At 53.0% G+C, this 21,239-nt stretch carries 36 protein-coding genes; all 36 read right to left on the bottom strand.

Annotated features, from left to right (window positions below):
• Window positions 1-27: 27 nt before the first annotated feature.
• Window positions 28-1,851 (bottom strand): chemotaxis protein CheA, encoded by a 1,824-nt coding sequence (locus tag EDD73_RS05965; protein WP_165876348.1) that lies wholly within the window; start codon window positions 1,849-1,851, stop codon window positions 28-30.
• A gap of 236 nt (window positions 1,852-2,087) precedes the next feature.
• Complete coding sequence (rpsI, locus tag EDD73_RS05960) at window positions 2,088-2,480, bottom strand: 30S ribosomal protein S9 (RefSeq protein WP_131918869.1); 393 nt, start codon at window positions 2,478-2,480, stop codon at window positions 2,088-2,090.
• 17 nt (window positions 2,481-2,497) lie between these two features.
• Window positions 2,498-2,932 (bottom strand): 50S ribosomal protein L13, encoded by a 435-nt coding sequence (gene rplM, locus EDD73_RS05955; RefSeq protein WP_131918868.1) that lies wholly within the window; start codon window positions 2,930-2,932, stop codon window positions 2,498-2,500.
• Window positions 2,933-3,185: 253 nt separating this feature from the next.
• Window positions 3,186-3,992, bottom strand: coding sequence for a tRNA pseudouridine(38-40) synthase TruA (gene truA / locus EDD73_RS05950; RefSeq protein WP_131918867.1), 807 nt, complete (start codon window positions 3,990-3,992; stop codon window positions 3,186-3,188).
• Window positions 3,993-4,037: 45 nt separating this feature from the next.
• The gene (locus tag EDD73_RS05945) at window positions 4,038-4,856 is read right to left on the bottom strand and encodes an energy-coupling factor transporter transmembrane component T family protein (RefSeq protein WP_131918866.1); all 819 of its coding nucleotides are present in this window, start codon (window positions 4,854-4,856) and stop codon (window positions 4,038-4,040) included.
• Entirely contained in the window at window positions 4,853-5,767 is a 915-nt protein-coding gene (locus EDD73_RS05940; RefSeq protein WP_131918865.1) for an energy-coupling factor transporter ATPase, read from the bottom strand. Before EDD73_RS05940 ends, EDD73_RS05945 begins: the two co-directional genes overlap by 4 nt.
• Window positions 5,743-6,582 carry an energy-coupling factor transporter ATPase gene (locus EDD73_RS05935; protein ID WP_131918864.1) on the bottom strand — a complete coding sequence of 280 codons (840 nt, stop codon included), beginning with the start codon at window positions 6,580-6,582 and terminating at the stop codon, window positions 5,743-5,745. The genes EDD73_RS05940 and EDD73_RS05935 overlap by 25 nt, the downstream gene beginning before the upstream one ends.
• 108 nt (window positions 6,583-6,690) lie before the next feature.
• On the bottom strand, window positions 6,691-7,029 hold the full coding sequence (gene rplQ / locus EDD73_RS05930; RefSeq protein ID WP_131918863.1) for a 50S ribosomal protein L17: 339 nt from the start codon (window positions 7,027-7,029) through the stop codon (window positions 6,691-6,693).
• Window positions 7,030-7,078: 49 nt separating this feature from the next.
• On the bottom strand, window positions 7,079-8,029 hold the full coding sequence (locus tag EDD73_RS05925) for a DNA-directed RNA polymerase subunit alpha (RefSeq protein WP_131918862.1): 951 nt from the start codon (window positions 8,027-8,029) through the stop codon (window positions 7,079-7,081).
• 45 nt (window positions 8,030-8,074) lie between these two features.
• Window positions 8,075-8,701 carry a 30S ribosomal protein S4 gene (rpsD, locus tag EDD73_RS05920; RefSeq protein ID WP_131918861.1) on the bottom strand — a complete coding sequence of 209 codons (627 nt, stop codon included), beginning with the start codon at window positions 8,699-8,701 and terminating at the stop codon, window positions 8,075-8,077.
• A gap of 27 nt (window positions 8,702-8,728) precedes the next feature.
• Entirely contained in the window at window positions 8,729-9,124 is a 396-nt protein-coding gene (gene rpsK, locus EDD73_RS05915) for a 30S ribosomal protein S11 (protein ID WP_131918860.1), read from the bottom strand.
• A gap of 21 nt (window positions 9,125-9,145) precedes the next feature.
• Window positions 9,146-9,523 carry a 30S ribosomal protein S13 gene (rpsM, locus tag EDD73_RS05910; protein ID WP_131918859.1) on the bottom strand — a complete coding sequence of 126 codons (378 nt, stop codon included), beginning with the start codon at window positions 9,521-9,523 and terminating at the stop codon, window positions 9,146-9,148.
• Window positions 9,524-9,547: 24 nt separating this feature from the next.
• Window positions 9,548-9,661: a 50S ribosomal protein L36 gene (gene rpmJ / locus EDD73_RS05905; RefSeq protein WP_131918858.1), complete on the bottom strand. Its 114-nt coding sequence runs from the start codon at window positions 9,659-9,661 to the stop codon at window positions 9,548-9,550.
• 84 nt (window positions 9,662-9,745) lie between these two features.
• Window positions 9,746-9,964: a translation initiation factor IF-1 gene (gene infA / locus EDD73_RS05900; RefSeq protein ID WP_131918857.1), complete on the bottom strand. Its 219-nt coding sequence runs from the start codon at window positions 9,962-9,964 to the stop codon at window positions 9,746-9,748.
• Between the two features lie 98 nt (window positions 9,965-10,062).
• Complete coding sequence (gene map, locus EDD73_RS05895) at window positions 10,063-10,812, bottom strand: type I methionyl aminopeptidase (protein ID WP_131918856.1); 750 nt, start codon at window positions 10,810-10,812, stop codon at window positions 10,063-10,065.
• Complete coding sequence (locus EDD73_RS05890; RefSeq protein ID WP_131918855.1) at window positions 10,813-11,463, bottom strand: adenylate kinase; 651 nt, start codon at window positions 11,461-11,463, stop codon at window positions 10,813-10,815.
• A 74-nt stretch (window positions 11,464-11,537) separates the two neighbouring features.
• Window positions 11,538-12,812, bottom strand: a complete 1,275-nt coding sequence (secY, locus tag EDD73_RS05885) for a preprotein translocase subunit SecY (protein WP_131918854.1) — start codon at window positions 12,810-12,812, stop codon at window positions 11,538-11,540.
• Window positions 12,813-12,814: 2 nt separating this feature from the next.
• Entirely contained in the window at window positions 12,815-13,258 is a 444-nt protein-coding gene (rplO, locus tag EDD73_RS05880) for a 50S ribosomal protein L15 (RefSeq protein WP_131918853.1), read from the bottom strand.
• A 20-nt stretch (window positions 13,259-13,278) separates the two neighbouring features.
• Window positions 13,279-13,467 carry a 50S ribosomal protein L30 gene (gene rpmD, locus EDD73_RS05875; protein WP_131918852.1) on the bottom strand — a complete coding sequence of 63 codons (189 nt, stop codon included), beginning with the start codon at window positions 13,465-13,467 and terminating at the stop codon, window positions 13,279-13,281.
• 11 nt (window positions 13,468-13,478) lie between these two features.
• Complete coding sequence (rpsE, locus tag EDD73_RS05870; protein ID WP_131918851.1) at window positions 13,479-13,979, bottom strand: 30S ribosomal protein S5; 501 nt, start codon at window positions 13,977-13,979, stop codon at window positions 13,479-13,481.
• 45 nt (window positions 13,980-14,024) lie between these two features.
• Complete coding sequence (gene rplR / locus EDD73_RS05865) at window positions 14,025-14,393, bottom strand: 50S ribosomal protein L18 (RefSeq protein ID WP_131918850.1); 369 nt, start codon at window positions 14,391-14,393, stop codon at window positions 14,025-14,027.
• 34 nt (window positions 14,394-14,427) lie between these two features.
• Entirely contained in the window at window positions 14,428-14,982 is a 555-nt protein-coding gene (rplF, locus tag EDD73_RS05860) for a 50S ribosomal protein L6 (protein ID WP_131918849.1), read from the bottom strand.
• Window positions 14,983-15,059: 77 nt separating this feature from the next.
• Window positions 15,060-15,458 (bottom strand): 30S ribosomal protein S8, encoded by a 399-nt coding sequence (rpsH, locus tag EDD73_RS05855; protein ID WP_131918848.1) that lies wholly within the window; start codon window positions 15,456-15,458, stop codon window positions 15,060-15,062.
• Between the two features lie 25 nt (window positions 15,459-15,483).
• Window positions 15,484-15,663: a type Z 30S ribosomal protein S14 gene (locus EDD73_RS05850; protein ID WP_131918847.1), complete on the bottom strand. Its 180-nt coding sequence runs from the start codon at window positions 15,661-15,663 to the stop codon at window positions 15,484-15,486.
• Window positions 15,664-15,678: 15 nt separating this feature from the next.
• A complete protein-coding gene (rplE, locus tag EDD73_RS05845; protein WP_131918846.1) occupies window positions 15,679-16,227 on the bottom strand; it encodes a 50S ribosomal protein L5 in 549 nt (182 codons plus the stop codon).
• Between the two features lie 33 nt (window positions 16,228-16,260).
• A complete protein-coding gene (gene rplX, locus EDD73_RS05840; RefSeq protein ID WP_131918845.1) occupies window positions 16,261-16,593 on the bottom strand; it encodes a 50S ribosomal protein L24 in 333 nt (110 codons plus the stop codon).
• A gap of 18 nt (window positions 16,594-16,611) precedes the next feature.
• Window positions 16,612-16,980 carry a 50S ribosomal protein L14 gene (gene rplN, locus EDD73_RS05835; protein WP_131918844.1) on the bottom strand — a complete coding sequence of 123 codons (369 nt, stop codon included), beginning with the start codon at window positions 16,978-16,980 and terminating at the stop codon, window positions 16,612-16,614.
• A gap of 56 nt (window positions 16,981-17,036) precedes the next feature.
• Window positions 17,037-17,303 (bottom strand): 30S ribosomal protein S17, encoded by a 267-nt coding sequence (rpsQ, locus tag EDD73_RS05830; RefSeq protein WP_131918843.1) that lies wholly within the window; start codon window positions 17,301-17,303, stop codon window positions 17,037-17,039.
• Window positions 17,304-17,327: 24 nt separating this feature from the next.
• Window positions 17,328-17,531 (bottom strand): 50S ribosomal protein L29, encoded by a 204-nt coding sequence (gene rpmC / locus EDD73_RS05825; protein WP_131918842.1) that lies wholly within the window; start codon window positions 17,529-17,531, stop codon window positions 17,328-17,330.
• Window positions 17,521-17,955, bottom strand: a complete 435-nt coding sequence (gene rplP, locus EDD73_RS05820) for a 50S ribosomal protein L16 (RefSeq protein ID WP_131918841.1) — start codon at window positions 17,953-17,955, stop codon at window positions 17,521-17,523. Before rplP ends, rpmC begins: the two co-directional genes overlap by 11 nt.
• Before the next feature lie 2 nt (window positions 17,956-17,957).
• Window positions 17,958-18,716 carry a 30S ribosomal protein S3 gene (gene rpsC / locus EDD73_RS05815; protein ID WP_131918840.1) on the bottom strand — a complete coding sequence of 253 codons (759 nt, stop codon included), beginning with the start codon at window positions 18,714-18,716 and terminating at the stop codon, window positions 17,958-17,960.
• A 3-nt stretch (window positions 18,717-18,719) separates the two neighbouring features.
• The gene (gene rplV, locus EDD73_RS05810; protein WP_131918839.1) at window positions 18,720-19,112 is read right to left on the bottom strand and encodes a 50S ribosomal protein L22; all 393 of its coding nucleotides are present in this window, start codon (window positions 19,110-19,112) and stop codon (window positions 18,720-18,722) included.
• Between the two features lie 26 nt (window positions 19,113-19,138).
• On the bottom strand, window positions 19,139-19,420 hold the full coding sequence (rpsS, locus tag EDD73_RS05805) for a 30S ribosomal protein S19 (protein WP_131918838.1): 282 nt from the start codon (window positions 19,418-19,420) through the stop codon (window positions 19,139-19,141).
• Window positions 19,421-19,454: 34 nt separating this feature from the next.
• A complete protein-coding gene (gene rplB / locus EDD73_RS05800) occupies window positions 19,455-20,285 on the bottom strand; it encodes a 50S ribosomal protein L2 (RefSeq protein WP_131918837.1) in 831 nt (276 codons plus the stop codon).
• 30 nt (window positions 20,286-20,315) lie between these two features.
• Window positions 20,316-20,603, bottom strand: coding sequence for a 50S ribosomal protein L23 (rplW, locus tag EDD73_RS05795; RefSeq protein WP_131918836.1), 288 nt, complete (start codon window positions 20,601-20,603; stop codon window positions 20,316-20,318).
• Window positions 20,603-21,226: a 50S ribosomal protein L4 gene (gene rplD, locus EDD73_RS05790; protein WP_131918835.1), complete on the bottom strand. Its 624-nt coding sequence runs from the start codon at window positions 21,224-21,226 to the stop codon at window positions 20,603-20,605. Before rplD ends, rplW begins: the two co-directional genes overlap by 1 nt.
• Window positions 21,227-21,239 lie beyond the last annotated feature (13 nt).

The following is a 21,239-nucleotide window of genomic DNA, read 5'->3' as shown; positions in this document are numbered from 1 at the left end:
GTAATGCGATTCCCTTTCTGTCCCTGCTCATTTGGTTTTCCCCACAGGATTAATGACGGCCGCAATATTCATAATTAAGGCTACCTTCCCGTCACCCAGCACGGTAGCACCGGAAAAATAGTCGAGCTTCATCCATGATGCCTGGACAGGTTTGACTACGATTTCCTGTTGCCCCACGAGTTGATCGACCTCCAGGCCCACATAGCGCTCAGCGCTATGGACCAGGACCACGTTGCGCTTCTTCGCCGGCGGTTTATTGGCACTGCGCGGTACATCCAGTACTTCTTGCAGCCGCCGCAGCGTGAGAATGCGTCCGCGCCAGGAAAACATCTCACCGGTAGAAAAGGTAGTGATCTCCGACGGTCGTAATTGAATACTTTCATGAATATCGTCCAACGGAATCACGAAGTGCTCCTCTTCCACTCGGACAATCAAGCCGCGCAAAATCGATAACGTTAGCGGTAATTGTAAGGTAACGGTCGTCCCTTCACCTTTTTGCGAGCGCACCGTGATGCTTCCTTGCAACTGATTGATCTTTTGTTTGACCACATCCATCCCAATACCGCGGCCCGAGATGTCCGTGACCGTTTCCGCCGTACTTAAACCAGGTAAAAAAATGAGGGAGAAAATCTCGGTCTGTGTCAACTGCTGATCCGGGTGGAACCAACCCATTTTTTGCGCTTGGTCTAGTACCTTTTGTACGTCAATACCCCGGCCGTCATCGGCAACTTGGATGACAATCCGATTGCCTTTTTGGCGCGCACTCATGGTCACGGTACCTTCTGTCGGTTTCCCGGCTTCCATCCGCTCTTCCGGTGATTCAATGCCGTGACTGCAGGCATTACGCAGAATATGCAATAAGGGATCGGCCAATTGATCGGCCACCGATTTATCGATTTCGGTTTTTTCTCCTTCTACAACCCAACGAATTTTCTTTCCGCTTCGTTTGGCAATATCACGAACGGTCCTGGAGAAGCGTGAAAAAATCATGCCAATCGGCACCATGCGCATTTTCAATAATTCACCTTGCAACTGCTGAGAAATGCGCCGCAGATGCTCCACCACTTCCAACAGCTCATGGCCCGGTCCGTTGCGACCGTAAAGCTCCTGTAAGGCTTGTTGAATCTGCCGGCTTCGCGCTTGTGCGGTGATCAGTTCCCCTACCCAGTTCATCATCCCATCAAGTCGCGCCGCTTCCACACGAATCAAATCTGTCCCTTTGCTTTCGAGAATCTCATGGACACCACTGCCAAGTGGCTCCCTCAAAAGCACATCGGTCATCGGTGCTTCCGGCTCGGTTGCCGGTTTTGCCCGCTGCGCTGCGTTGGCTTCGTTTGCCTCGATGGACGCTCGAGGATGGACCGGTTTGACATATAAAAGCTTTTCAATCCGCGCTTCCAGGGGATCAAATGCACTGCCGTCCGGGGCTGATTCTGCGGCTTTCTTCTCCGCTTGGCGCGGACCAAGAATACGCTTGACCGCCGCTTCATCCAGAACGACGCCATGAAACAGTATCGATTGCACAAGATCAAGCGCGGCAAAGATCTTATCAATATCGTGACCGCTGATACGGTTGGCCTCATCACGAAAAGGACTGAGAATATCTTCAATCCGGTGAATCAATTCAGCGACAACAGGCATCCCCAAGGTAGCACTGGTTCCTTTTAACGAATGGGCAATGCGCAACATCTCGTTGATTCTCTCTTGCCCACGATCACCGGCTTCAATCGCCAAAAGACCATCTGTAATCACTTGCAGTTGTTCTTTGGCTTCGGTATAAAATACGTCCATACATTGGTCCAGGATCTCTTGATCCACCACCATATCGGCGTACTGGCGTTCTTTATCCATTGGGCCGGTCCCTCCCTGTATCGGCATGGTTACGAATATGCCGAGCCTGCATCGCTTAATTATTTTTGAAAGAAAAAATTCGACATTTTATCGACTTTCCCTCTATTTATCCGTAATCAATCCTCTTATTCGTAATTAATCCTCTTACTTATACACTTTACCGTCGCTAATCAATTTTTTTAAAAAAAAGAAACCAAGCCAAAAGGCTCGGTTTCTTGCAAACTGTCGGAATAAGATTAGCGTTTGGAGAATTGCGGTGCACGACGGGCTGCTTTGAGTCCGTACTTTTTCCGTTCCTTCATCCGTGGGTCACGGGTGAGGAAACCGGCACGTTTCAGGGCCGGACGCAGGCCAATATCAGCTTTCAACAGCGCCCGTGCGATGCCCAGACGGATTGCACCGGCTTGTCCTGTAGTACCGCCGCCATAGACATTGCACAGCACGTCGAAGCGACCTTCGGTAGCTGTCAGATCGAGCGGTTGGCGGACCACCATTTCCAGAGTGCGTTTGCCAAAGTACTCCATCAAAGAGCGGTTATTGACTAAGAATTTGCCTTCACCCGGTACGAGACGAACACGAGCCACCGACTTTTTGCGACGACCGGTTCCCAAGTATTGAACATTCGCCATTGGTGGTTACCTCCTTCCTATTCCGTAATTTCAAAAACTTCCGGTTGCTGCGCTTGATGGGGATGGTTCGGGCCTGCATAGACTTTCAGCTTGCGATACATTTGCTCGCCAAGGCTGTTTTTAGGCAGCATGCCGCGAATGGCTTTTTCCATTGCCCGTTCCGGTTTGGTCCGCAGCAAGGTCCCGTAATTGATCAACTTCATACCGCCGGGATAGCGGGAATGATGATAGTACATTTTTTGGGTCAGCTTTTTCCCGGTCAAGCGGACTTTTTCCGCGTTGATGACAATCACATGGTCACCGGTGTCCACATGGGGGGTGAAGATGGGTTTGTGTTTCCCGCGCAGCAGGCGAGCCACTTCTGAGGCCAAGCGCCCCAGGGTTTTATCCGTGGCGTCGACAACATACCACTTGCGCTCAATTTCGTTGGCTTTGGCCATGAAGGTGCGCATCCTGTGTTCCTCCTTCGATTCTTACCGACTCTTTATTGGCTTGTGGTCACTGGCACGATGTGCAGCTGGTCGACCGCACAATCTGTGCTGGTAACCTACCACTCTGCCACGCGTATCGCCACGCGCAGCTACTCATCCTTTTCAGGCGGGTCTTTATCTGACAGTTGGGGGCTAGGCAACCGTGCAAAATAAAAACTTACCATAGTATTCTATTCGACGGAAAAAGGATTGTCAAGCATATCCTATGTTTAAACTATTGCTGGCTCCCGTTCATCACCGGTTGCGGTGTATACCAGACCTTCATCAGGCAAAGACCGCGCGGCGGCGCTGTTGTACCGGCTTGGGTACGGTCCCGTGAGGCGATAATCTCCGGCATGGATCGTGGATCAATCTTGCCTTTGCCCACATCGATCAAGGTGCCGGCAATGATCCGCACCATATTATAAAGAAAACCGTCGCCCATCACATCGATGTGGATACAACCTTCCTCATCGGGTGTCAAGGTGCAGCGCCAGATCGTTCGTTCCAACCGTTTGACCACGCTGCCACTGGCACAAAAGGCGCCAAAATGGTGCGTACCGATCAATGCCGCAGCGGCAGCACGCATCCGTTCCAGATCGAGTTCCGGGAATACTTGATAACTGTAGCGCTGTTGAAAGGGCGAAGGCATCCGGCGATTGTAAATGGTATAGCGATAGTGCTTGCCCAGCGCATCAAAACGCGCATGAAAATCCGGATGGACGGTCTCTGCCTGGATCACGGTGATATCGCGCGGCAATAAGGCATTCATTGCCAGGGGAAACCGTTCATCGGGGATACGGGACGATGTGCTGAAGTCCACCACTTGCCCCCGTGCATGGACACCGGCATCGGTGCGCCCGGCGCAAATGATCTTGACGCTCTCACCGGTCAATGTTTGGATGACGTGGTGCAGTTGATCTTGAATCGTCGGCAACCGTGAATCCTCTTGTGTTTGGAAGCCATGATAATGGGTACCATCATACATGACCACAAAGCGGACCTTCCGTGCCGGATGATGGTTACGTTCCTCACGGTTCATTGCATGTACGACTCCTTTGCCTTTGCCTTTTTCCGGTTGTCCCGCTTACGCCCATCGCCAGAGGATGATCGTGATCCCAGCCAGTGCCGTAATGATTAACAACCACCGGTCGATCCTGGTCATTTGCAGCGGATGATGGGCGGTACGGCCCTCGCCGCCTTGGTAGCCGCGTGCTTCCATCGCTACCGCCAAATCATCGGCGCGACGCAGCGCTGAAAGCAACAGCGGTACCATCAAGGCGACCAAGGCTTGAGCCCGCCGTGTCCATGAACCATAGCGCCAGGAACTGCCACGCGCTGCCTGGGCTTTGATGATCTTATCCATTTCTTCTTGTAATGTCGGAATAAAGCGCAAGGCAATTGACGTCATCATCGCCAGTTCATGGGCCGGAAAGCGCCACCGTTTCAACGGCCCCAGCAATCGTTCCAACCCGTGTGTCACCATCATCGGTGACGTGGTTAAGGTAAGTAGCGATGCCGCGCTAAACAGCCACGCCAGGCGCAGCACCGTGGTAAAACCGGTCGCAGCTCCGGTGCCGGTGATTGTCCACGGGCCGAGCGTGGCCCACACATCTTCCGGTGCCGGCGGAGCCGTACTGCTGCCGCCCAACAAATGCAGTAAAAAGGTAATCACGAGCAATATCCAGAGCGGACGCAACCCGAGCAGAAGATAGCGCCAGGGCAACCGTGATGCATAAACAGCGATTCCCAGCGGAATACCGGCAAGCAATACCGGTAACCATGTAGGCAAGAAAAAAAGCCCGATCGTATAGGCAAACACCATGATGAGCTTCGTACGGGGATCGAGCTTGTGCAGCGGCGAAGTCCCGGGAATATATTGTCCTACGATGAAGTTGCCGCTCATGGCTCACCCTCCATAGCAGGTGCTGTTGGGCGCGTACTTGACGGGGTGTCCGTCTGCCGATGCATGCCCTCGATGATGGCGTCAAGAATCTGCTCTTCATTCAGGCCCTGCGGTTCGATGGGCCAACCCTTCGCCCGCAATTGATGAACAAGCTGTACGCCGTAAGGCGCGGTGATCCCGAACTGCAGCAACTTCGCTTGATCAAGAAAGAGCGCTGCCGATGCTCCTTCGTAGATCATTCGACCTTCTTTCATCACGATCACGCGATCAGCCAGTTGGGCGATATCGTCCATATTGTGTGAGATCAAAATGATCGTCATCTGCCACGTTTCATGAAGGGAACGAATCAGTTGAAGGATTGCTTCTCGTCCCTGGGGATCAAGGCCTACCGTTGGTTCATCCAGGATCATTTTCTGCGGACGCATGGCCAAGACACCGGCCAAGGCTACCCGGCGTTTTTGGCCGCCGCTTAACTGCAAGGGGGAACGGTGTCGTATCGCATCCGGGTCAAGGCCAACCATCGTCATCGCTTGTACTACCCGTTCCGCCACTTCCGATTCGGAAAGGTTCATATTGCGCGGTCCGTAGGCAATATCATCATACACGGTCGCTTCAAAGAGCTGATGCTCCGGATATTGAAAGACCATACCGACCCGTTGATATAATCCCTGCAACACCGCGGTTTTGGTCTGGCGATCAATGTGCCATTCATCGATCTGAATGCTACCGTCGGTCGGCTTGAGCAAGCCGTTCATGTGCTGGATCAAGGTCGTTTTCCCCGATCCGGTTTGTCCGATGATCGCGACAATGACTGGTTCGGTGATCTCCAGATCGATGGCCACGATGCCTTGTTGCGCCATGGGCGTCCCGGCATGGTAGATATGGGTTAATTGACGGAGCGTAATTGGCATAAACAATCCACCAATTCCTTCATGGTCTGTACCGTCTCCGGAACAGGCACGTTGCGCCGGCGCAAACGATCGGCCAAGCTGATCACTGGCGGTTGCGTCAACCCGGCTTGCTGTAACAGTTGGGGCTGTTGAAACAATCTTTCCGGCGTGGTTTCGCTAAGCACATGCTGCTGACCCATGACGATAATTCGTTCGGCTTCAGCAGCTTCTTGCATATCATGCGTGATCTGGATCAGAGCCATGATTTTCCGGGCTTGCAGTTGTCGCAATACCTGGAGAATCTCCTTTTTCCCTTCCGGATCGACCATCGACGTTGCTTCATCAAGGATCAGATAGCGCGGCTCCATCGCCAGGGCCCCGGCAATCGCTAAGCGCTGCTTTTGTCCTCCCGATAAGGCGTGCACCGGTCGCAGTCGTGCACCCAGTAAATCCACCGCTTGTAAGGCTGTATGAACCCGTTGCTTAATCATGTCCACAGGTAAACCAAGATTCTCCGGGCCAAAGGCCACATCATCTTCTACGGTTGGCGCCACGATCTGGTTATCGGGGTTCTGAAACACCATCCCCACGGTGCGTCGTACTTGTGCACGTTGTTGTGGATCGCTGGTACAGTAACCATCAACCATGACTTTGCCTTTTTGGGGGACAATCAGGCCGTTCAAATGTTTGACCAATGTTGATTTCCCGCTGCCGTTGGCACCAACAATGGCGACGCGCTCACCAGGCTGAATCTGTAAGCTAACATTCATCAGTGCCGGGCAATTTGCGCCTTCTTGGGTACGATAGGCATAACTAAGTTCCTCAACGAGCAGCATGTAGAAGCTCTCTCCCTGTTCCCGACCAAAGAGAAAGCCAGGAAGACCCAGTCCTGACGGACTTTTGCTCCTGACCTCTGGTTCGGTAGTATGGTGTTTCCGGACTGCTTATACGAGTTCGACAATGCACAATGGTGCAGCATCACCGCGACGGAATCCGCTTTTGATCATACGCGTGTATCCGCCTTTGCGCTCGGCGTACTTAGGAGCAATCTCCGTAAAGAGCTGAGTGACGACACCTTCTTCTTGAATGTAGGCCAGCGCTTGACGGCGTGCATGCAGGTCGCCGCGCTTACCCAGGGTGATCATCTTCTCGGTGATCCGCACCATTTCTTTGGCCCGTGTTTCCACCGTTTCGATTCGACCGTGCTTCAAGAGCGAAGTGACGATATTCCGTAACATGGCCCGACGATGGTTGGTGTTACGTCCTAATTGACGGTATGGCATCTATTTCCCTCCTTTTCGGCAGGGTCAGTGATTTCATTCTGACCAACAGCTATTCGTCGGATTTTTTTAATGATAAGCCCAGAGCGGTAAGTTTGGCGTCGACTTCTTCCAGCGACTTGCGTCCCAGGTTGCGCACTTTGATCATATCTTCTTCCGTCTTGTGGGTAAGATCCTTGACGGTGTTGATTCCTGCCCGTTTTAAGCAGTTGTAAGAGCGCACAGAAAGGTCGAGATCTTCAATGGTCATCTCCAGGACTTTATCTTGCGGCCGTTCCTCTTTTTCCACCAAAATGTCATCCTTTTGGATGTCTTCTGTCAAGTCAATAAAAAGCTGCAGGTGTTCATTGAGGATTTTGGCTGCCCGACTGACTGCCTCTTTCGGCGTAACCGAGCCGTTCGTCCACAATTCGAGGATCAAACGATCGTAGTTGGTGATTTGACCAACCCGCGTGTCCTCGATCTTGTAGTTGACTTTACGCACAGGCGCAAAGTTGGCATCGACCGGAATGACGCCAATGATGTGTTGCTGGTTTTTTAACCTCGCCGATGCAGCGACATAACCACGGTCTTTTTCCACGGTCACTTCCATGGCCAGTCGTGCATCTTTTTCAAGGGTGGCTATTTGCAGGTCGGGATTAAGGATCTCCACGTCAGGACCGCAGATAAAGTCACCTGCGGTGATGACACCTTCTCCCTCGGCTTCAATACGGATCGTATTGACTTCATCGGAGTGCATCTTTAAGGCTAGCAGCTTGATGCGGAGAACGATGTCCGTGACATCTTCTTTCACTCCGGGGATGGTGGAGAACTCATGAAGAACCCCATCGATCTTGACCGAAGTGGCGGCCGCGCCAGGCAGTGAGGACAACAGGATTCGACGGAGAGAGTTGCCCAGGGTTACCCCGTAGCCGCGCTCCAGAGGCTCCACCACGAATTTTCCGTAGGTGGAGTCTTCACTGTGCGCAACACACTCGATCTTCGGTTTTTCGATTTCCAGCATGAGTTGCGGAACCTCCTTCGCGAGAATCGCCAAGACCCGTGATTATTAACGGGAATACAACTCGACGATGAGGTGCTCCTGAATGTTGGTGTCGATATCTTCCCGGTTAGGAAGTTGAGCGACACGCCCGCACAGCTGGTTGACATCAAGTTCAAGCCAAGCGGGCGGAGTTTTTTGGCCTAAGCCATCGAGGATCTCTTTGAACAACGGCATGTCTTTGCTTTTTTCTTTCAACTGAATCACATCGCCTGCCCGCAAGCGGATCGAAGGGATGTTGACTTTGTGTCCGTTCAGCGTAAAGTGATTATGCAAAACGAATTGGCGAGCTTCGTTACGGGAACGAGCAAAGCCAAGACGGAAAACGACGTTGTCTAAGCGGCGTTCCAAAAGACGCAGCAAGTTGTCGCCAGCCGAGCCTTGTTGGCGACTTGCTTTTTGGAACGTGGTGCGGAATTGACCTTCCAGCATGCCGTAGATGCGGCGTGCTTTTTGTTTTTCCCGCAGCTGAATGCCGTATTCCGAAACTTTTTTACGACCTTGGCCGTGCTGGCCCGGTGCGTAGGTGCGACGGTCTACAGCGCATTTGCCTGTGTAGCAACGTTCACCTTTGAGGAAAAGTTTGGCCCCTTCGCGGCGGCAAAGCCGGCATACCGGGCCGGTATATCGTGCCATTCTATGAATGCACCTCCTGTAGTCCGATTAGACGCGGCGACGCTTGGGCGGCCGGCAACCATTATGGGGAATGGGAGTGACGTCTTTGATCATGCTGACTTCCAGACCGGCGGCTTGCAACGAACGAATCGCTGCTTCGCGGCCGGAACCAGGGCCTTTGACCAGGCATTCGACTTCACGCAACCCATGTTCCATTGCTTCTTTGGCGGCGCTTTCGGCGGCCATTTGCGCAGCGAAAGGGGTCGATTTCCGTGAGCCTTTGAAACCCATGACGCCAGCGGATGCCCACGAGAGGGTATTGCCATTGACATCGGTGATCGTAACCACCGTATTGTTGAAGGTGGAGCGAATGTGTGCCACACCGCGGTCCACATGTTTGCGCTCTTTTTTCTTGACGCGTGTAACACGTCGTGCTGCTGCCATAGTGGATTCCTACCCCCCTTCTTACTTCGTTGCTTTTTTCTTGCCCGCCACAGTCCGTGCCGGACCTTTACGTGTGCGAGCATTGGTTTTGGTACGTTGGCCCCGAACGGGCAGTCCACGACGATGGCGGATGCCGCGATAGCAACCGATTTCGATCAGGCGCTTAATGTTCAGGGAGATTTCCCGACGCAGGTCACCTTCCACATTGACTTGTTTGTCAATGTATTCGCGGAGACGTGCAACTTCATCGTCGGTCAGGTCGCGCGTCCGGGTGTCAGGGCTGACACCGGTAGCGGCCAGGATTTGAGTAGCCGTGGAACGGCCAATCCCGAAGATGTAGGTCAGGGCGATTTCAATCCGCTTGTCGCGGGGTAAATCGACGCTGGCGATACGTGCCATAAAGTTGTTTGCACCTCCCGGTTGCTAGCCTTGTTTTTGTTTGTGTTTAGGGTTCTCACAGATGACCATCACTTTGCCTTTGCGTTTGATGATCTTGCATTTGTCGCAGATCTGCTTGACCGAAGGACGAACCTTCATCGCGAATTACCTCCTTAGGAGGACGAATTATGAGCGCAAGGGGTATATCCTTGATGCCCGATTGCCGTTCCCATATTCAATCGATTATTTAAAGCGATAGGTGATCCGTCCCCGCGAAAGGTCATAGGGTGACAGTTCCACCGTCACCCGGTCTCCTGGCAGGATGCGGATAAAGTTCATACGAATTTTCCCCGATACGTGGGCTAGGACTTTGTGACCACTCTCGAGTTCTACGGTGAACATCGCATTGGGGAGTGGTTCCAGAACGCGCCCTTCCACTTCTATCACGTCGGTTTTGGACATGGGGATTTCCAGCCTCCTTATTTCACAGACAGCAGTTCAGCGTCCTAAAGCTCCAGCGCTGGCGACCTAGCCGTTGGCAGGAGTAAGACCCTCTCCCGTTAGCGGGGTCGGGTGAGTATCTCCGGACCTTGCTCGGTGATGGCGATGGTATGCTCGAAATGGGCAGACGGTTTACGGTCCGTGGTAACAACCGTCCACTGGTCCTCCTTAGTCTCTACTTCATAGGTACCGGCATTGACCATCGGTTCAATGGCCAGGGCCATACCCGGTTGAAGCCGCGGACCTCGTCCGGCGGGACCGAAGTTGGGGATCTGGGGAGCTTCGTGCATCTTTTTGCCAATGCCGTGACCGACATATTGACGAACAACGGAAAAACCGTTGCTCTCTACGTAGGTTTGAATGGTGTTCGATATGTCAAAGAGCCGGTTGCCTTTACGGGCTTTCTCGATGCCGCGTTCCAGCGATGTTTCCGTCACATCGAGCAAACGCTGCAATTCTTGATCGATCTCACCGACAGGCAACGTTATGGCCGCATCGCCATGGTAACCTTTGATAAAAGCTCCCACATCAATGCTGATAATATCACCATTTTTTAACTGTCGTATACCCGGTATACCATGAACAACTTCTTCATTGACAGATGCGCAGATCGACGCGGGATAGCCGTTATACCCTTTGAAAGACGGTTCCGCTCCCTGCGCGCGGATGTAATCCTCTGCTTTTTGATCGAGTTCCCCGGTGGTGATACCTGGCTTGACGCTCTTTTTCATCTCTTGCAGCGTTTCCGCTACGATCCGCCCGGCATCTCGCATGCAGTCGAGCTCACGGGAGGTTTTTAGGGTGATCATTTAGACGGTTCTCCCTAGCGCTTTGCAGATGTCTTCCAGAACTACGCTCATCGGTTGTTCACCATTGATGCGTTGATAGAGGCCTTGTTGTTGATAATAATCAATGAGCGGCTGGGTCTGCGCTGCATAAACGTCAAGACGATTTTCCGCTGTTTCCCGTGAGTCATCGCTGCGCTGGTAGAGTTCACCGCTGCACTTGTCGCAGACACCCTCTTGTTGCGGAGGGTTGAAAACGACGTGCAAGGTGGCTCCACATTGCCGGCAAATGCGCCGTCCGGTCAAGCGCTCGATCAATTTCTCCCGGGCCACTTGAATGTCAATAACGCCGTCTAAGCGCATGTTTAACGCGTCTAAGGTTTCATTCAGGGCATTGGCTTGGGGCACTGTCCGTGGAAAGCCGTCCAGGAGAAATCCTGCGCGGCAATCGTCTTGCGACAACCGTTCACGAACAATACCGATGGTCACTTCGTCAGGAACAAGTTGACCGGCGTCCATAAAGGACTTGGCCTTGACGCCCAGTTCGGTGCCGTTTTTGATGGCCGCCCGGAACATGTCGCCGGTGGAGATGTGAGGAATGCCAAAGCGCTCCACAAGTTTTTCCGCCTGAGTGCCTTTACCGGCACCAGGCGGTCCCATAAGCAGTATTTTCATCTTAGGTTCCCTGCCTTTCTATCCCACAACCAGGTTAGAATCGGCGTTGTTACATAGTTGCGGCAAGCAAATGATTACTTCATAAAGCCCTGGTAGTGACGATTGAGCATGTTCGCTTCCAATTGTTTCATCGTATCCAATGCCACACCGACGACGATAAGCAGCGCCGTTCCACCAAAGTAGATATTGGTGATACCGGTAATCATGATGATGAAGGTCGGTAGCAAAGAGATGACAGTCAGGAAGATCCCCCCGACCAGGGTAAGTCGTGACATGACTTTCGTCAGATATTCCGATGTGGGGCGACCGGGACGCATCCCGGGAATAAAGCCACCGTACTTTTTCATGTTGTCGGCTACTTCTACGGGGTTAAAGGTGATGGCCGTGTAGAAGTAGGTGAAAAAGAGGATCAGTACTGCATAGAAGGTGCTGTGTAAAAAGGAACCAAACTGGAAGTACTGGTTGAAGAACGAAGCGATACCGGAATTGGGGAAGAACTGGGCAATCGTCGAGGGAAAGGCCAGCAGCGATGATGCAAAGATGACCGGAATGACGCCTGCCATATTGACCCGTAAGGGGATATGGGTATTCTGTCCGCCGTAAACGCGTCGTCCAACCACACGTTTGGCATACTGAACAGGGATGCGTCGTTGTCCTTCATTGATGTAAATGATGCCGGCAATCGAAATACCTGCGATGATGATGAAGGCCAATGCTCCAAGGACGTTGACAGTTCCGTTGATCATATACTGGTAAAGCGTGTTGATTCCTTGGGGTAACCGGGAAACGATACCGGCAAAGATGATCAAAGAGATGCCGTTGCCGATACCATTTTCGGTAATACGCTCACCAATCCACATCAGAAATGCGGTTCCAGCGGTAAGCGTTGTGGCGATGAGCAGGTAATTGCCCCAGGAGGGGTTTTGAATCACTCCGGAAGCAGACAACCCGTACGACAGTCCGATGGCTTGGATAAACGCGAGGATGATCGTAAAGTAGCGAGTGTACTCCGTGATCTTTTTGCGACCTTCGTTTCCTTCTTTGGCCAACTGCTCCAGCCGCGGGACCACGACGGTCAGCAACTGAAGAATAATCGAGGCGTTGATGTAGGGTGTGATACTCATAGCGAAGACGGAGAAATTCCGGAAAGAACCGCCAGAGATCACATCAAAGAAACCAAAAAGCGCCCCGGAGTTGATCAGTTGGGCAATGGCATCACGGTTGATGCCAGGTACAGGAATGTGTGCGCCGATGCGGAATACGAGAAACATCATCAGTGTATAGATGATCTTCGTTCGCAAGTCCGACATTTTCCATGCGTTCTGCAAGGTGCCCACCAATGCGGACATCGTTACATCACCTCAATTTGGCCGCCGGCTGCTTGAATCTTCGCAGCGGCTGCCTCACTCACCCCATGAAGTTTAACAGTAAGCGCTTTATCGATTTCGCCGTTGGCCAGAAGTTTAACCCCGTCCAGTACTTTCTTGATCACATTGGCTTCAAGCAAGAGTTCGGGGGTAACAACGGTACCGGCTTCAAAGCGGTTCAAATCGCAGATGTTCACAACTGCATATTCTTTTTTGAAGGGATAATTGGAAAAGCCGCGTTTGGGCATCCGGCGTTGGAGGGGTTGTTGGCCACCTTCAAAGCCAGGGCGTACGCCGCCGCCCGAGCGAGCCTTTTGACCCTTATGCCCTTTTCCGGCGGTCTTGCCCAGACCCGAGCCAATACCTTGACCCTTACGGGTAGGTTTTTTGCGCGATCCGGGTGCGGGTTGCAGATCGTGGAGTCGCATAGGGTACACCTCCTTAGCGGTTACGCTTCAATTTCTTCCATGGTGACAAGGTGGCACACTGTGCGCGCCATGCCACGGATGGCGGGATTGTCATCATGGATGACCGTTTGATGGAGCTTACGGAGACCCAGGGTGGCCACGGTCAGTTTTTGGTTTTTGGGAAAACCGATGGCGCTTTTCACCCAGGTGATTTTCAATTTCTTGGCCATGGTATTCCCTCCTAACCGATGATCTCTTCGACCGTTTTGCCGCGCAGACGAGCTACGTCTTCCACACGCTTCAGGCTGCTAAGGCCTGCCATGGTCGCGCGGACCATGTTGTTGGCGTTGTTGGATCCCAGGGACTTGGTGAGGATATCATGAATGCCGGCCAGTTCCAAAACCGCACGGACAGGGCCACCGGCGATAACGCCGGTACCTTTCGATGCTGGTTTCAGGAGAACTTTGCCTGCGCCAAAGGTTCCGGTGATGGGGTGGGTGATGGTCGTGCCGGACATAGGAACCTTGATCAGGTTCTTTTTCGCGTCCTCCACGCCTTTGCGGATGGCTTCGGGAACTTCAGCCGCTTTGCCGAGACCGAATCCGACGTGACCCTTGCCGTCACCGACGACAACCAGAGCACTGAAGGAAAAACGGCGACCGCCTTTTACTACTTTGGCGACCCGGTTGATATATACAACCTTCTCGGTCAGTTCCATGCCACTCGCGTCGATTCTTGCCATTCTTTTCCCTCCTTAAGAAAGGATTCTACTAGAACAATGAAGGTCTTAAAACTGCAGACCCGCTTCACGGGCGCCGGTAGCGACAGCTTCGATCCGACCGTGGTAGACGTAACCGCCGCGGTCAAAAACAACTTTGTCGATGCCTTTTTCCAAGGCTTTTTTCGCGACCAGTTCACCGACTTTTTTCGCGCCTTCCAGGTTGCCACCGGAGAGCTCGGCTTCTTTGAATGCTGCTTCCAAGCTGGATGCTGCAACAAGCGTTTGGCCGGTGATGTCGTTGATCACTTGTGCATAGATGTGATTGAGGCTGCGATACACACAAAGACGGGGACGCTCATTGGTCCCGTTCACCCGCTTACGGACGCGCAGGTGTTTTTTCGAACGCAATTGGTTGCGATCTTGTTTTTTGATCACGTTGGGTTCACTCCCTTCGAGCGAGAGTTAGGCGCTACTTCTTGCCGCCTTTTTTGCCGCCCGTTTTACCCACCTTACGGCGGATGACTTCGTTTTCATACTTAATGCCTTTGCCTTTATAGGGCTCGGGCTCGCGGACTTTGCGAATGTTCGCAGCCAGGGCGCCGACTTTTTCTTTGTCGATGCCGAGGATGGTGATCTTGGTCGGCGCCGGAACTTCAAAGTCCAGGCCTTCTTCAAGTTCAAATTCTACGGGATGGCTGTACCCGACGGTCAGGACCAGTTTCTTGCCTTGTTTGGCGGCCCGGTAACCGACGCCGACCAGTTCAAGCTTTTTGCTGAAACCTTGCGTAACACCCTCAACCATGTTGGCTACGAGGGTACGGGTGAGGCCGTGCAGCGCCCGGTGGTTTTTCTCGTCACTGGGGCGAGTCACAAGCACCGTGTTGTCTTCGACAGTGACGGTGATGTCTTTATGCAATTCCCGGCTGAGTTTGCCTTTCGGCCCTTGGACGGTAACCAAATTGCCTTCGATGGCAACTTGTACGCCCGCCGGTACGGGGATCGGTTTTTTGCCGATACGCGACACGATTTACACCTGCCTTTACTTCGATGTCGTTCGTACGCCTGCGGCGTGCAGGCTGTACTGCGACTTCAAGGTGGATGCTACCAAATGTAGCAGATGACTTCTCCGCCAAGACCGGCTTTACGCGCAGCCTTGTCGGTCATAATGCCTTGCGGCGTCGAAATGATGGCAACACCTAAGCCGCCAAGCACTTTCGGAATCTCTTCTTTTTTGGCATAGACGCGCAGGCCCGGTTTGGAGATGCGCTTGATGCCGGTGATGACTTTGTCTCGCTGGGGTCCGTATTTGAGATACAGACGGAGGAGACCTTGTTTGTCGTCGGCAATAAACTCGACGTCTTTGATAAAGCCTTCGGCTTTGAAGATCTCAGCGATGGCCCGTTTCGTTTTGGAAGCCGGAACTTCCAGTTTCTCATGGTGGACCATATTTGCATTACGGATTCGCGTGAGAAAATCCGCGATTGGATCGGTCATGACCATTGGGTAATACCCCCTTCCCTGTATCTTACCAGCTGGCCTTGGTCACGCCGGGTATTTCCCCTTTATAGGCCAGGTTGCGAAAGCAAATCCGGCACATGCCGAATTTGCGCATGTAGGCGTGTGGGCGTCCGCAGATTTTGCAGCGATTGTGCGTCCGAACGCTGAATTTCGGTGTGCGTCGAACGATCATGGACGTTTTGGCCACTTGGTTTCCCTCCTGTTAGGCGTTATCGGAGCGGAACGGCATTCCGAGTTGGCGCAGCAATTCACGGGCTTCCTCGTCAGTTTTGGCCGTCGTCACGAAGGTTACATCCATACCGCGCAGGCGGTCGATTTTGTCATATTCGATTTCGGGGAAAATCAGTTGTTCTTTGAGGCCGAGGGTGTAGTTGCCACGACCGTCAAAGGATTTGGGCGAAATCCCGCGGAAATCGCGTACCCGGGGCAGAGCCACCGAGACGAGTTTGTCAACAAAATCATACATGCGCTCACCACGCAGCGTGGCTTTGCAGCCGATTTTCATGCCCTCCCGCAGTTTGAAACCTGCGATGGACTTTTTCGCCGTGGTGATCACTGGTTTTTGACCAATGATTTTCACAAGGTCACTAACTGCCGCGTCAAGGGCTTTGGGGTTTTGAATCGCTTCGCCCATACCCATGTTGATCACGACTTTTTCAAGCTTCGGTACCTGCATGATGTTCGTATAGCCGAACTTTTGCATCATGGCTGCGGTAACTTCTTGCTGATAACGTTCTTTGAGCCGACTCATTGGTTAACCTCCTCTCTTCGAGGGTTTGTTCTCTTAGTCAAGGATTTGACCGCATTTTTTGCAAACGCGGACTTTCTTTCCGTCTTCAAGGAATTTGTGACCGATGCGCACCGGACGGTCGCATGTGGCACAGAAGATCAGGACGTTCGAAGCATCGATGGGAGCTTCTTTCTCCTGAATCCCCCCTTGCGGCAGTGCTTGGGACGGCTTGGAGTGCTTTTTGACAATGTTGACTTTCTCGACGACAACACGGTTTTTAGCCGGGATGACTTCGATGACTTTGCCTTTTTTGCCAGCGTCCTTACCGGTAATCACTTGCACCAGGTCGCCTTTTTTGACGTGAACTTTAACTTTGGCATTCGCCATGGGAAATTCACCTCCAGCCTAAAGCACTTCCGGTGCCAGCGATACGATTTTCATGAAATCGCGTTCGCGGAGTTCCCGGGCAACGGGTCCGAAGATCCGGGTGCCTTTGGGGTTCTTTTGTTCGTTAATAATAACAGCAGCGTTTTCGCTGAAACGGATGTACGATCCGTCGGGGCGTTTGATGGCTTTGCGGGTACGAACGACAACGGCTTTGACAACGTCGCCTTTCTTTACAACGCCCCCGGGCGTGGCTTCTTTAACGGACGCGACGATGATGTCGCCGACAGTCGCGTATCTCCGGTAAGACCCACCCAACACCCGGATGCACAGCAGTTCCTTGGCCCCGGTGTTGTCACCGACGCGAAGCCGTGTTTCTTGCTGGATCACGAGGCTTACCTGCCTTTCTTACGCATGCTAAGCGGTTGTTTTCAGGTTATCCGCAATTAGATGATAACTGCTTTTTCGATAACTTCAACAAGCTGCCAGCGTTTTTCCTTGGAAAGCGGCCGGGTTTCGACGATTTTTACTGTATCGCCGATTTTGCAGACGTTTTCTTCATCATGAGCCTTGAAGCGTTTCGTCTTTTTCACCGTTCGGCCATATAAAGGGTGCTGAATCCGCTCTTCTACAGCGACAACGATGGTTTTTTGCATTTTGTCACTGACGACTTTGCCGATCAGCGTCTTGCGTTCTTTTTGTTCGGAGACCACGTTTCTCCCTCCTTATCGTGCCGACTACGCTTTCGCGGCTTCGAGTTCCCGTTGACGAATCACCGTCTGGGTCCGGGCAATGTTTTTGCGCACTTCCCGGATACGCATCGGGTTCTCTAACTGTTGCGTAGCCAGTTGAAAGCGGAGGCGGAAGAGTTCGTCTTTGTAATCATGGAGCTGTTGTTGTAACTCTTCCTTTGTGAGGTCTTGGAGCTCGCTAGCTTTCATTGGCTTCACCACCCGCTTCTTCGCGTTTTAGGAATTTGCACTTGATCGGCAGTTTGTGCATGGCCAAGCGCATAGCTTCCCGTGCGATTTCTTCCGGTACGCCAGCCAGTTCAAAGAGAATGCGGCCCGGTTTGACGACTGCTACCCAGTATTCCGGCGAACCTTTACCGGAACCCATGCGGGTTTCGGCGGGCTTGGCGGTGATGGGCTTATCAGGGAAAATTTTAATCCAAACTTTACCGCCCCGTTTGATATAACGGGTCATCGCGATACGAGCGGCTTCGATTTGGCGAGAGGTAATCCAAGCAGACTCGAGGGCTTGTAAACCATACTCGCCGAAGGCGATTTGTGTGCCGCCTTTGGACTTCCCTTTGAGACGGCCCCGGCTAACGCGGCGCCATTTCACTCGTTTGGGTAAGAGCATGGTTATTTTCCTCCTTCCGCTGCAGCCGGTGCACGACGCTCGCCACGGCCACCGCGGTCGCCACGGTCACGGCGCTCACGACGCTCAGGGCGTTCGCTGCGTTCGTTCGTTTCTTTCGGCTCGACGCGCAGGCCTTTACCGATCACTTCACCGTGATAGATCCAGACTTTGACGCCGATGATGCCGTAGGTGGTGTGTGCTTCAGCCAATGCATAATCGATGTCGGCCCGCAGGGTATGGAGAGGCACTTTGCCTTCGTTGTACCATTCGGTCCGTGCGATTTCAGCACCGCCCAAGCGTCCCGATACCATGATCTTGATGCCTTCGGCACCGAGGCGCATGGTCCGGCCAACAGCTTGTTTCATGGCCCGGCGGAACGAAGTCCGTTTTTCCAGTTGCGCGGCTACGTTTTCAGCAACCAGTTGCGCATCCAGTTCGGGCTTTTTGATTTCAGCGATGTTGATGTTGGCACTGCGTCCGGACATTTTTTCAATCTCTTTACGCAGGTTTTCTACTTCTGCGCCGCCTCGACCGATGACGATACCGGGTTTTGCAGTGTAGATGGTCACTTTTACGCGGTTGGCGGCCCGCTCGATTTCAACGCGGGAGATACCGGCTGCGAAAAGTTTTTTCTTGATGTATTTACGAATCTTGATGTCTTCATGCAGCAGGTCGGCATAGTTTTTGCCGGCATACCATTTGGCATCCCAGTCACGAATTACGCCGATCCGTAACCCTTTTGGGTTAACCTTCTGACCCACAGGTTATCCCTCCTTCGTCTCGGCGTTGGCCTTCTTGCCTTGAACAGGCTTGGCAGGCTTTTCAGCGACAATGACGGTGATGTGGCTCATGCGCTTTTTGATGACGTCGGCGCGGCCTTGTGCCCGTGCGCGAATCCGCTTCATGCTTGGTCCTTGATCGACATAGCATGCGTGCACATAGAGGTCGGCAACGTTCATTTCATTATTGTGCTCGGCGTTGGCAACGGCTGATTTCAGCACTTTCGCCACGTCGTCAGCAGTTTTCACAGGTGTGAATTTTAAGATGGCAAATGCGTCGGCTACCTTCTTGCCCCGGATCAGGTCGACTACGTGCCGGGCCTTACGGGGAGAGGTGCGAACATATTTGGCCACCGCTTTTACGGTCTTGGCTTCCATCGTCTTCCTCCTCTTGCGCGTTCCGGCTAGCGCAACCGGCTGGATTTCTCTGATCCAGCATGACCTTTGAAGGTGCGGGTCAAAGCAAACTCGCCGAGTTTGTGTCCGACCATGTCTTCGGATACGTATACAGGAATGTGCTTACGCCCGTCATGCACTGCAAATGTGTGCCCGACGAACTGGGGAAAGATAGTCGAGCGGCGCGACCAGGTTTTGATGACGCGCTTCTCGTTCTTTTCGTTCATCTGTTCGACCTTGGCCAGGAGGCTAGGTTCGCAAAAAGGTCCTTTTTTGAGTGAACGGCCCATGCACGATCCTCCCTTCTATCGTCCTGCCTGCGCCTTACTTCGTGCGGCGCTTGACAATCAGCTTATCTGAAGCTTTTTTGTTTTTACGGGTTTTGCCGCCAATCGCCACTTTACCCCAAGGAGTAACGGGCGCTTTGCGTCCAATCGGTGAGCGGCCTTCGCCACCACCATGGGGGTGATCGTTCGGGTTCATAACGACACCGCGAACGGTCGGGCGAATGCCCATCCAGCGCTTACGGCCGGCTTTACCGATGGTGATGTTTTCATAGTCGAGACGGCCGATTTGACCGACGGTGGCGCGGCAGGTGGCCAGCACCATGCGCATTTCACCGGAAGGCAGACGCAGTGTGGCGTATTCGCCTTCTTTGGCCATCAATTGGGCCGAAGCTCCGGCCGAACGGCACAGTTGTCCGCCTTTGCCGGGGCGCATCTCGATGTTGTGTACCAGGGTACCAACGGGGATGTTTTTCAGCGGTAAGGCATTACCGACTTTGATGTCGGCTTCGGGACCGGAGACGACTTGGTCGCCCACTTTCAGCCCGTTGGGAGCAAGGATGTAACGTTTTTCGCCATCGAGATAGTGGAGAAGCGCAATGTAGGCGCTGCGGTTCGGATCGTATTCGATCGAAGCCACTTTTGCCGGTACGTTGTCTTTGATCCGCTTGAAGTCGATGATACGGTACATCCGCTTATGACCGCCGCCTTTGTGGCGAACAGTCAGCTTGCCTTGGTTATTGCGTCCAGCCTGTTTTTTGAGCGGCCGAAGCAGCGACTTTTCCGGTGTCGTTTTGGTGATCTCGGCGAAGTCGGCCACGGTCATCTGGCGGACGCCAGGCGAGGTGGGCTTAAACTTTTTCACACCCACTGGTTTTCCCTCCTTCAGGTCCGGCCAGGTTTAGACACCTTCGAAGACTTCGATTTTGTCGCCTTCTGCCAGGGTGATAATCGCTTTTTTCCGGTCCGAACGGTACCCGGATGTTTTGCCCATGCGCTTGAACTTGCCTTTGACGTTCAGGGTGCGCACATCGAGGACTTTGACATTGAACAGTTGCTCAATGGCATATTTGATTTCGATCTTGTTGGCCTTGGGGTCAACAACAAAGGTGTATTTGTTCTCGGCCACCAGATCCATTGCTTTTTCACTGATCAAGGGTTTCTTGACCACATCGTAGGGGCTGCGCATTACGCGAACACCTCCTCGACTTTGGCCACCGCATCTTTGGTGATGACCATTTTGTCGTGATGCAGGATGTCGTAGACGTTGATTCCGACAGCTTCGACGGGAGTAATCCCGGGAATGTTACGCGCCGACAGGAAGACGTTTTCATCGACACCGGCGGTGACCACGAGGGCTTTACGATCGACATTGAGCTTTTCCAGGACGCCGGCCATGGCCTTGGTCTTGGGTGCATCCATCGACAGGGTGTCAAGGACAATCAGCTCACCGGCAGCAACTTTGGCCGAAAGAACGCTTTTCAGTGCGAGACGGCGAACTTTCTTCGGCACTTTGATGCTGTAATCGCGGGGCTGCGGTCCGAAAGTGATTGCACCACCGCGCCAGATGGGCGAACGGCTGGTGCCGGCACGAGCGCGACCGGTACCTTTTTGTCTCCACGGTTTCTTACCGCCCCCGGAGACTTCCCCGCGCGATTTGACTTTATGCGTACCCCGGCGCTTGGCAGCTTGCAGGGCCACGACTGTTTGGTGTACAACAGCTTCATTGGGCTCGATGCCGAAGATTTCTTCATTCAGTTCGAGTTCGCCGACTTGGCTGCCTTCCACGTTGTATACCGCTACTTTAGGCATGGGACTTCCTCCT

This window comes from Heliophilum fasciatum, assembly GCF_004341395.1.
GTDB classification, from domain to species: Bacteria; Bacillota; Desulfitobacteriia; order Heliobacteriales; family Heliobacteriaceae; genus Heliophilum; species Heliophilum fasciatum.
This window is presented reverse-complemented; position numbering and strand designations above follow the sequence as displayed.

Coding starts and splice junctions, on each gene's coding strand:
- EDD73_RS05965 (WP_165876348.1), bottom strand. CDS start 1,851: ATGGATAAAGAACGCCAGTACGCCGATATGGTGGTGGATCAAGAGATC.
- rpsI (WP_131918869.1), bottom strand. CDS start 2,480: ATGGCGAATGTTCAATACTTGGGAACCGGTCGTCGCAAAAAGTCGGTG.
- rplM (WP_131918868.1), bottom strand. CDS start 2,932: ATGCGCACCTTCATGGCCAAAGCCAACGAAATTGAGCGCAAGTGGTAT.
- truA (WP_131918867.1), bottom strand. CDS start 3,992: ATGAACCGTGAGGAACGTAACCATCATCCGGCACGGAAGGTCCGCTTT.
- EDD73_RS05945 (WP_131918866.1), bottom strand. CDS start 4,856: ATGAGCGGCAACTTCATCGTAGGACAATATATTCCCGGGACTTCGCCG.
- EDD73_RS05940 (WP_131918865.1), bottom strand. CDS start 5,767: ATGCCAATTACGCTCCGTCAATTAACCCATATCTACCATGCCGGGACG.
- EDD73_RS05935 (WP_131918864.1), bottom strand. CDS start 6,582: ATGCTGCTCGTTGAGGAACTTAGTTATGCCTATCGTACCCAAGAAGGC.
- rplQ (WP_131918863.1), bottom strand. CDS start 7,029: ATGCCATACCGTCAATTAGGACGTAACACCAACCATCGTCGGGCCATG.
- EDD73_RS05925 (WP_131918862.1), bottom strand. CDS start 8,029: ATGCTGGAAATCGAAAAACCGAAGATCGAGTGTGTTGCGCACAGTGAA.
- rpsD (WP_131918861.1), bottom strand. CDS start 8,701: ATGGCACGATATACCGGCCCGGTATGCCGGCTTTGCCGCCGCGAAGGG.
- rpsK (WP_131918860.1), bottom strand. CDS start 9,124: ATGGCAGCAGCACGACGTGTTACACGCGTCAAGAAAAAAGAGCGCAAA.
- rpsM (WP_131918859.1), bottom strand. CDS start 9,523: ATGGCACGTATCGCCAGCGTCGATTTACCCCGCGACAAGCGGATTGAA.
- rpmJ (WP_131918858.1), bottom strand. CDS start 9,661: ATGAAGGTTCGTCCTTCGGTCAAGCAGATCTGCGACAAATGCAAGATC.
- infA (WP_131918857.1), bottom strand. CDS start 9,964: ATGTCCAAAACCGACGTGATAGAAGTGGAAGGGCGCGTTCTGGAACCA.
- map (WP_131918856.1), bottom strand. CDS start 10,812: ATGATCACCCTAAAAACCTCCCGTGAGCTCGACTGCATGCGAGATGCC.
- EDD73_RS05890 (WP_131918855.1), bottom strand. CDS start 11,463: ATGAAAATACTGCTTATGGGACCGCCTGGTGCCGGTAAAGGCACTCAG.
- secY (WP_131918854.1), bottom strand. CDS start 12,812: ATGTCCGCATTGGTGGGCACCTTGCAGAACGCATGGAAAATGTCGGAC.
- rplO (WP_131918853.1), bottom strand. CDS start 13,258: ATGCGACTCCACGATCTGCAACCCGCACCCGGATCGCGCAAAAAACCT.
- rpmD (WP_131918852.1), bottom strand. CDS start 13,467: ATGGCCAAGAAATTGAAAATCACCTGGGTGAAAAGCGCCATCGGTTTT.
- rpsE (WP_131918851.1), bottom strand. CDS start 13,979: ATGGCAAGAATCGACGCGAGTGGCATGGAACTGACCGAGAAGGTTGTA.
- rpsH (WP_131918848.1), bottom strand. CDS start 15,458: ATGGTCATGACCGATCCAATCGCGGATTTTCTCACGCGAATCCGTAAT.
- rplE (WP_131918846.1), bottom strand. CDS start 16,227: ATGAGTCGGCTCAAAGAACGTTATCAGCAAGAAGTTACCGCAGCCATG.
- rplX (WP_131918845.1), bottom strand. CDS start 16,593: ATGGCGAATGCCAAAGTTAAAGTTCACGTCAAAAAAGGCGACCTGGTG.
- rpmC (WP_131918842.1), bottom strand. CDS start 17,531: ATGAAAGCTAGCGAGCTCCAAGACCTCACAAAGGAAGAGTTACAACAA.
- rplP (WP_131918841.1), bottom strand. CDS start 17,955: ATGCTCTTACCCAAACGAGTGAAATGGCGCCGCGTTAGCCGGGGCCGT.
- rplV (WP_131918839.1), bottom strand. CDS start 19,112: ATGGAAGCCAAGACCGTAAAAGCGGTGGCCAAATATGTTCGCACCTCT.
- rpsS (WP_131918838.1), bottom strand. CDS start 19,420: ATGGGCCGTTCACTCAAAAAAGGACCTTTTTGCGAACCTAGCCTCCTG.
- rplW (WP_131918836.1), bottom strand. CDS start 20,603: ATGCGCAGCCCCTACGATGTGGTCAAGAAACCCTTGATCAGTGAAAAA.
- rplD (WP_131918835.1), bottom strand. CDS start 21,226: ATGCCTAAAGTAGCGGTATACAACGTGGAAGGCAGCCAAGTCGGCGAA.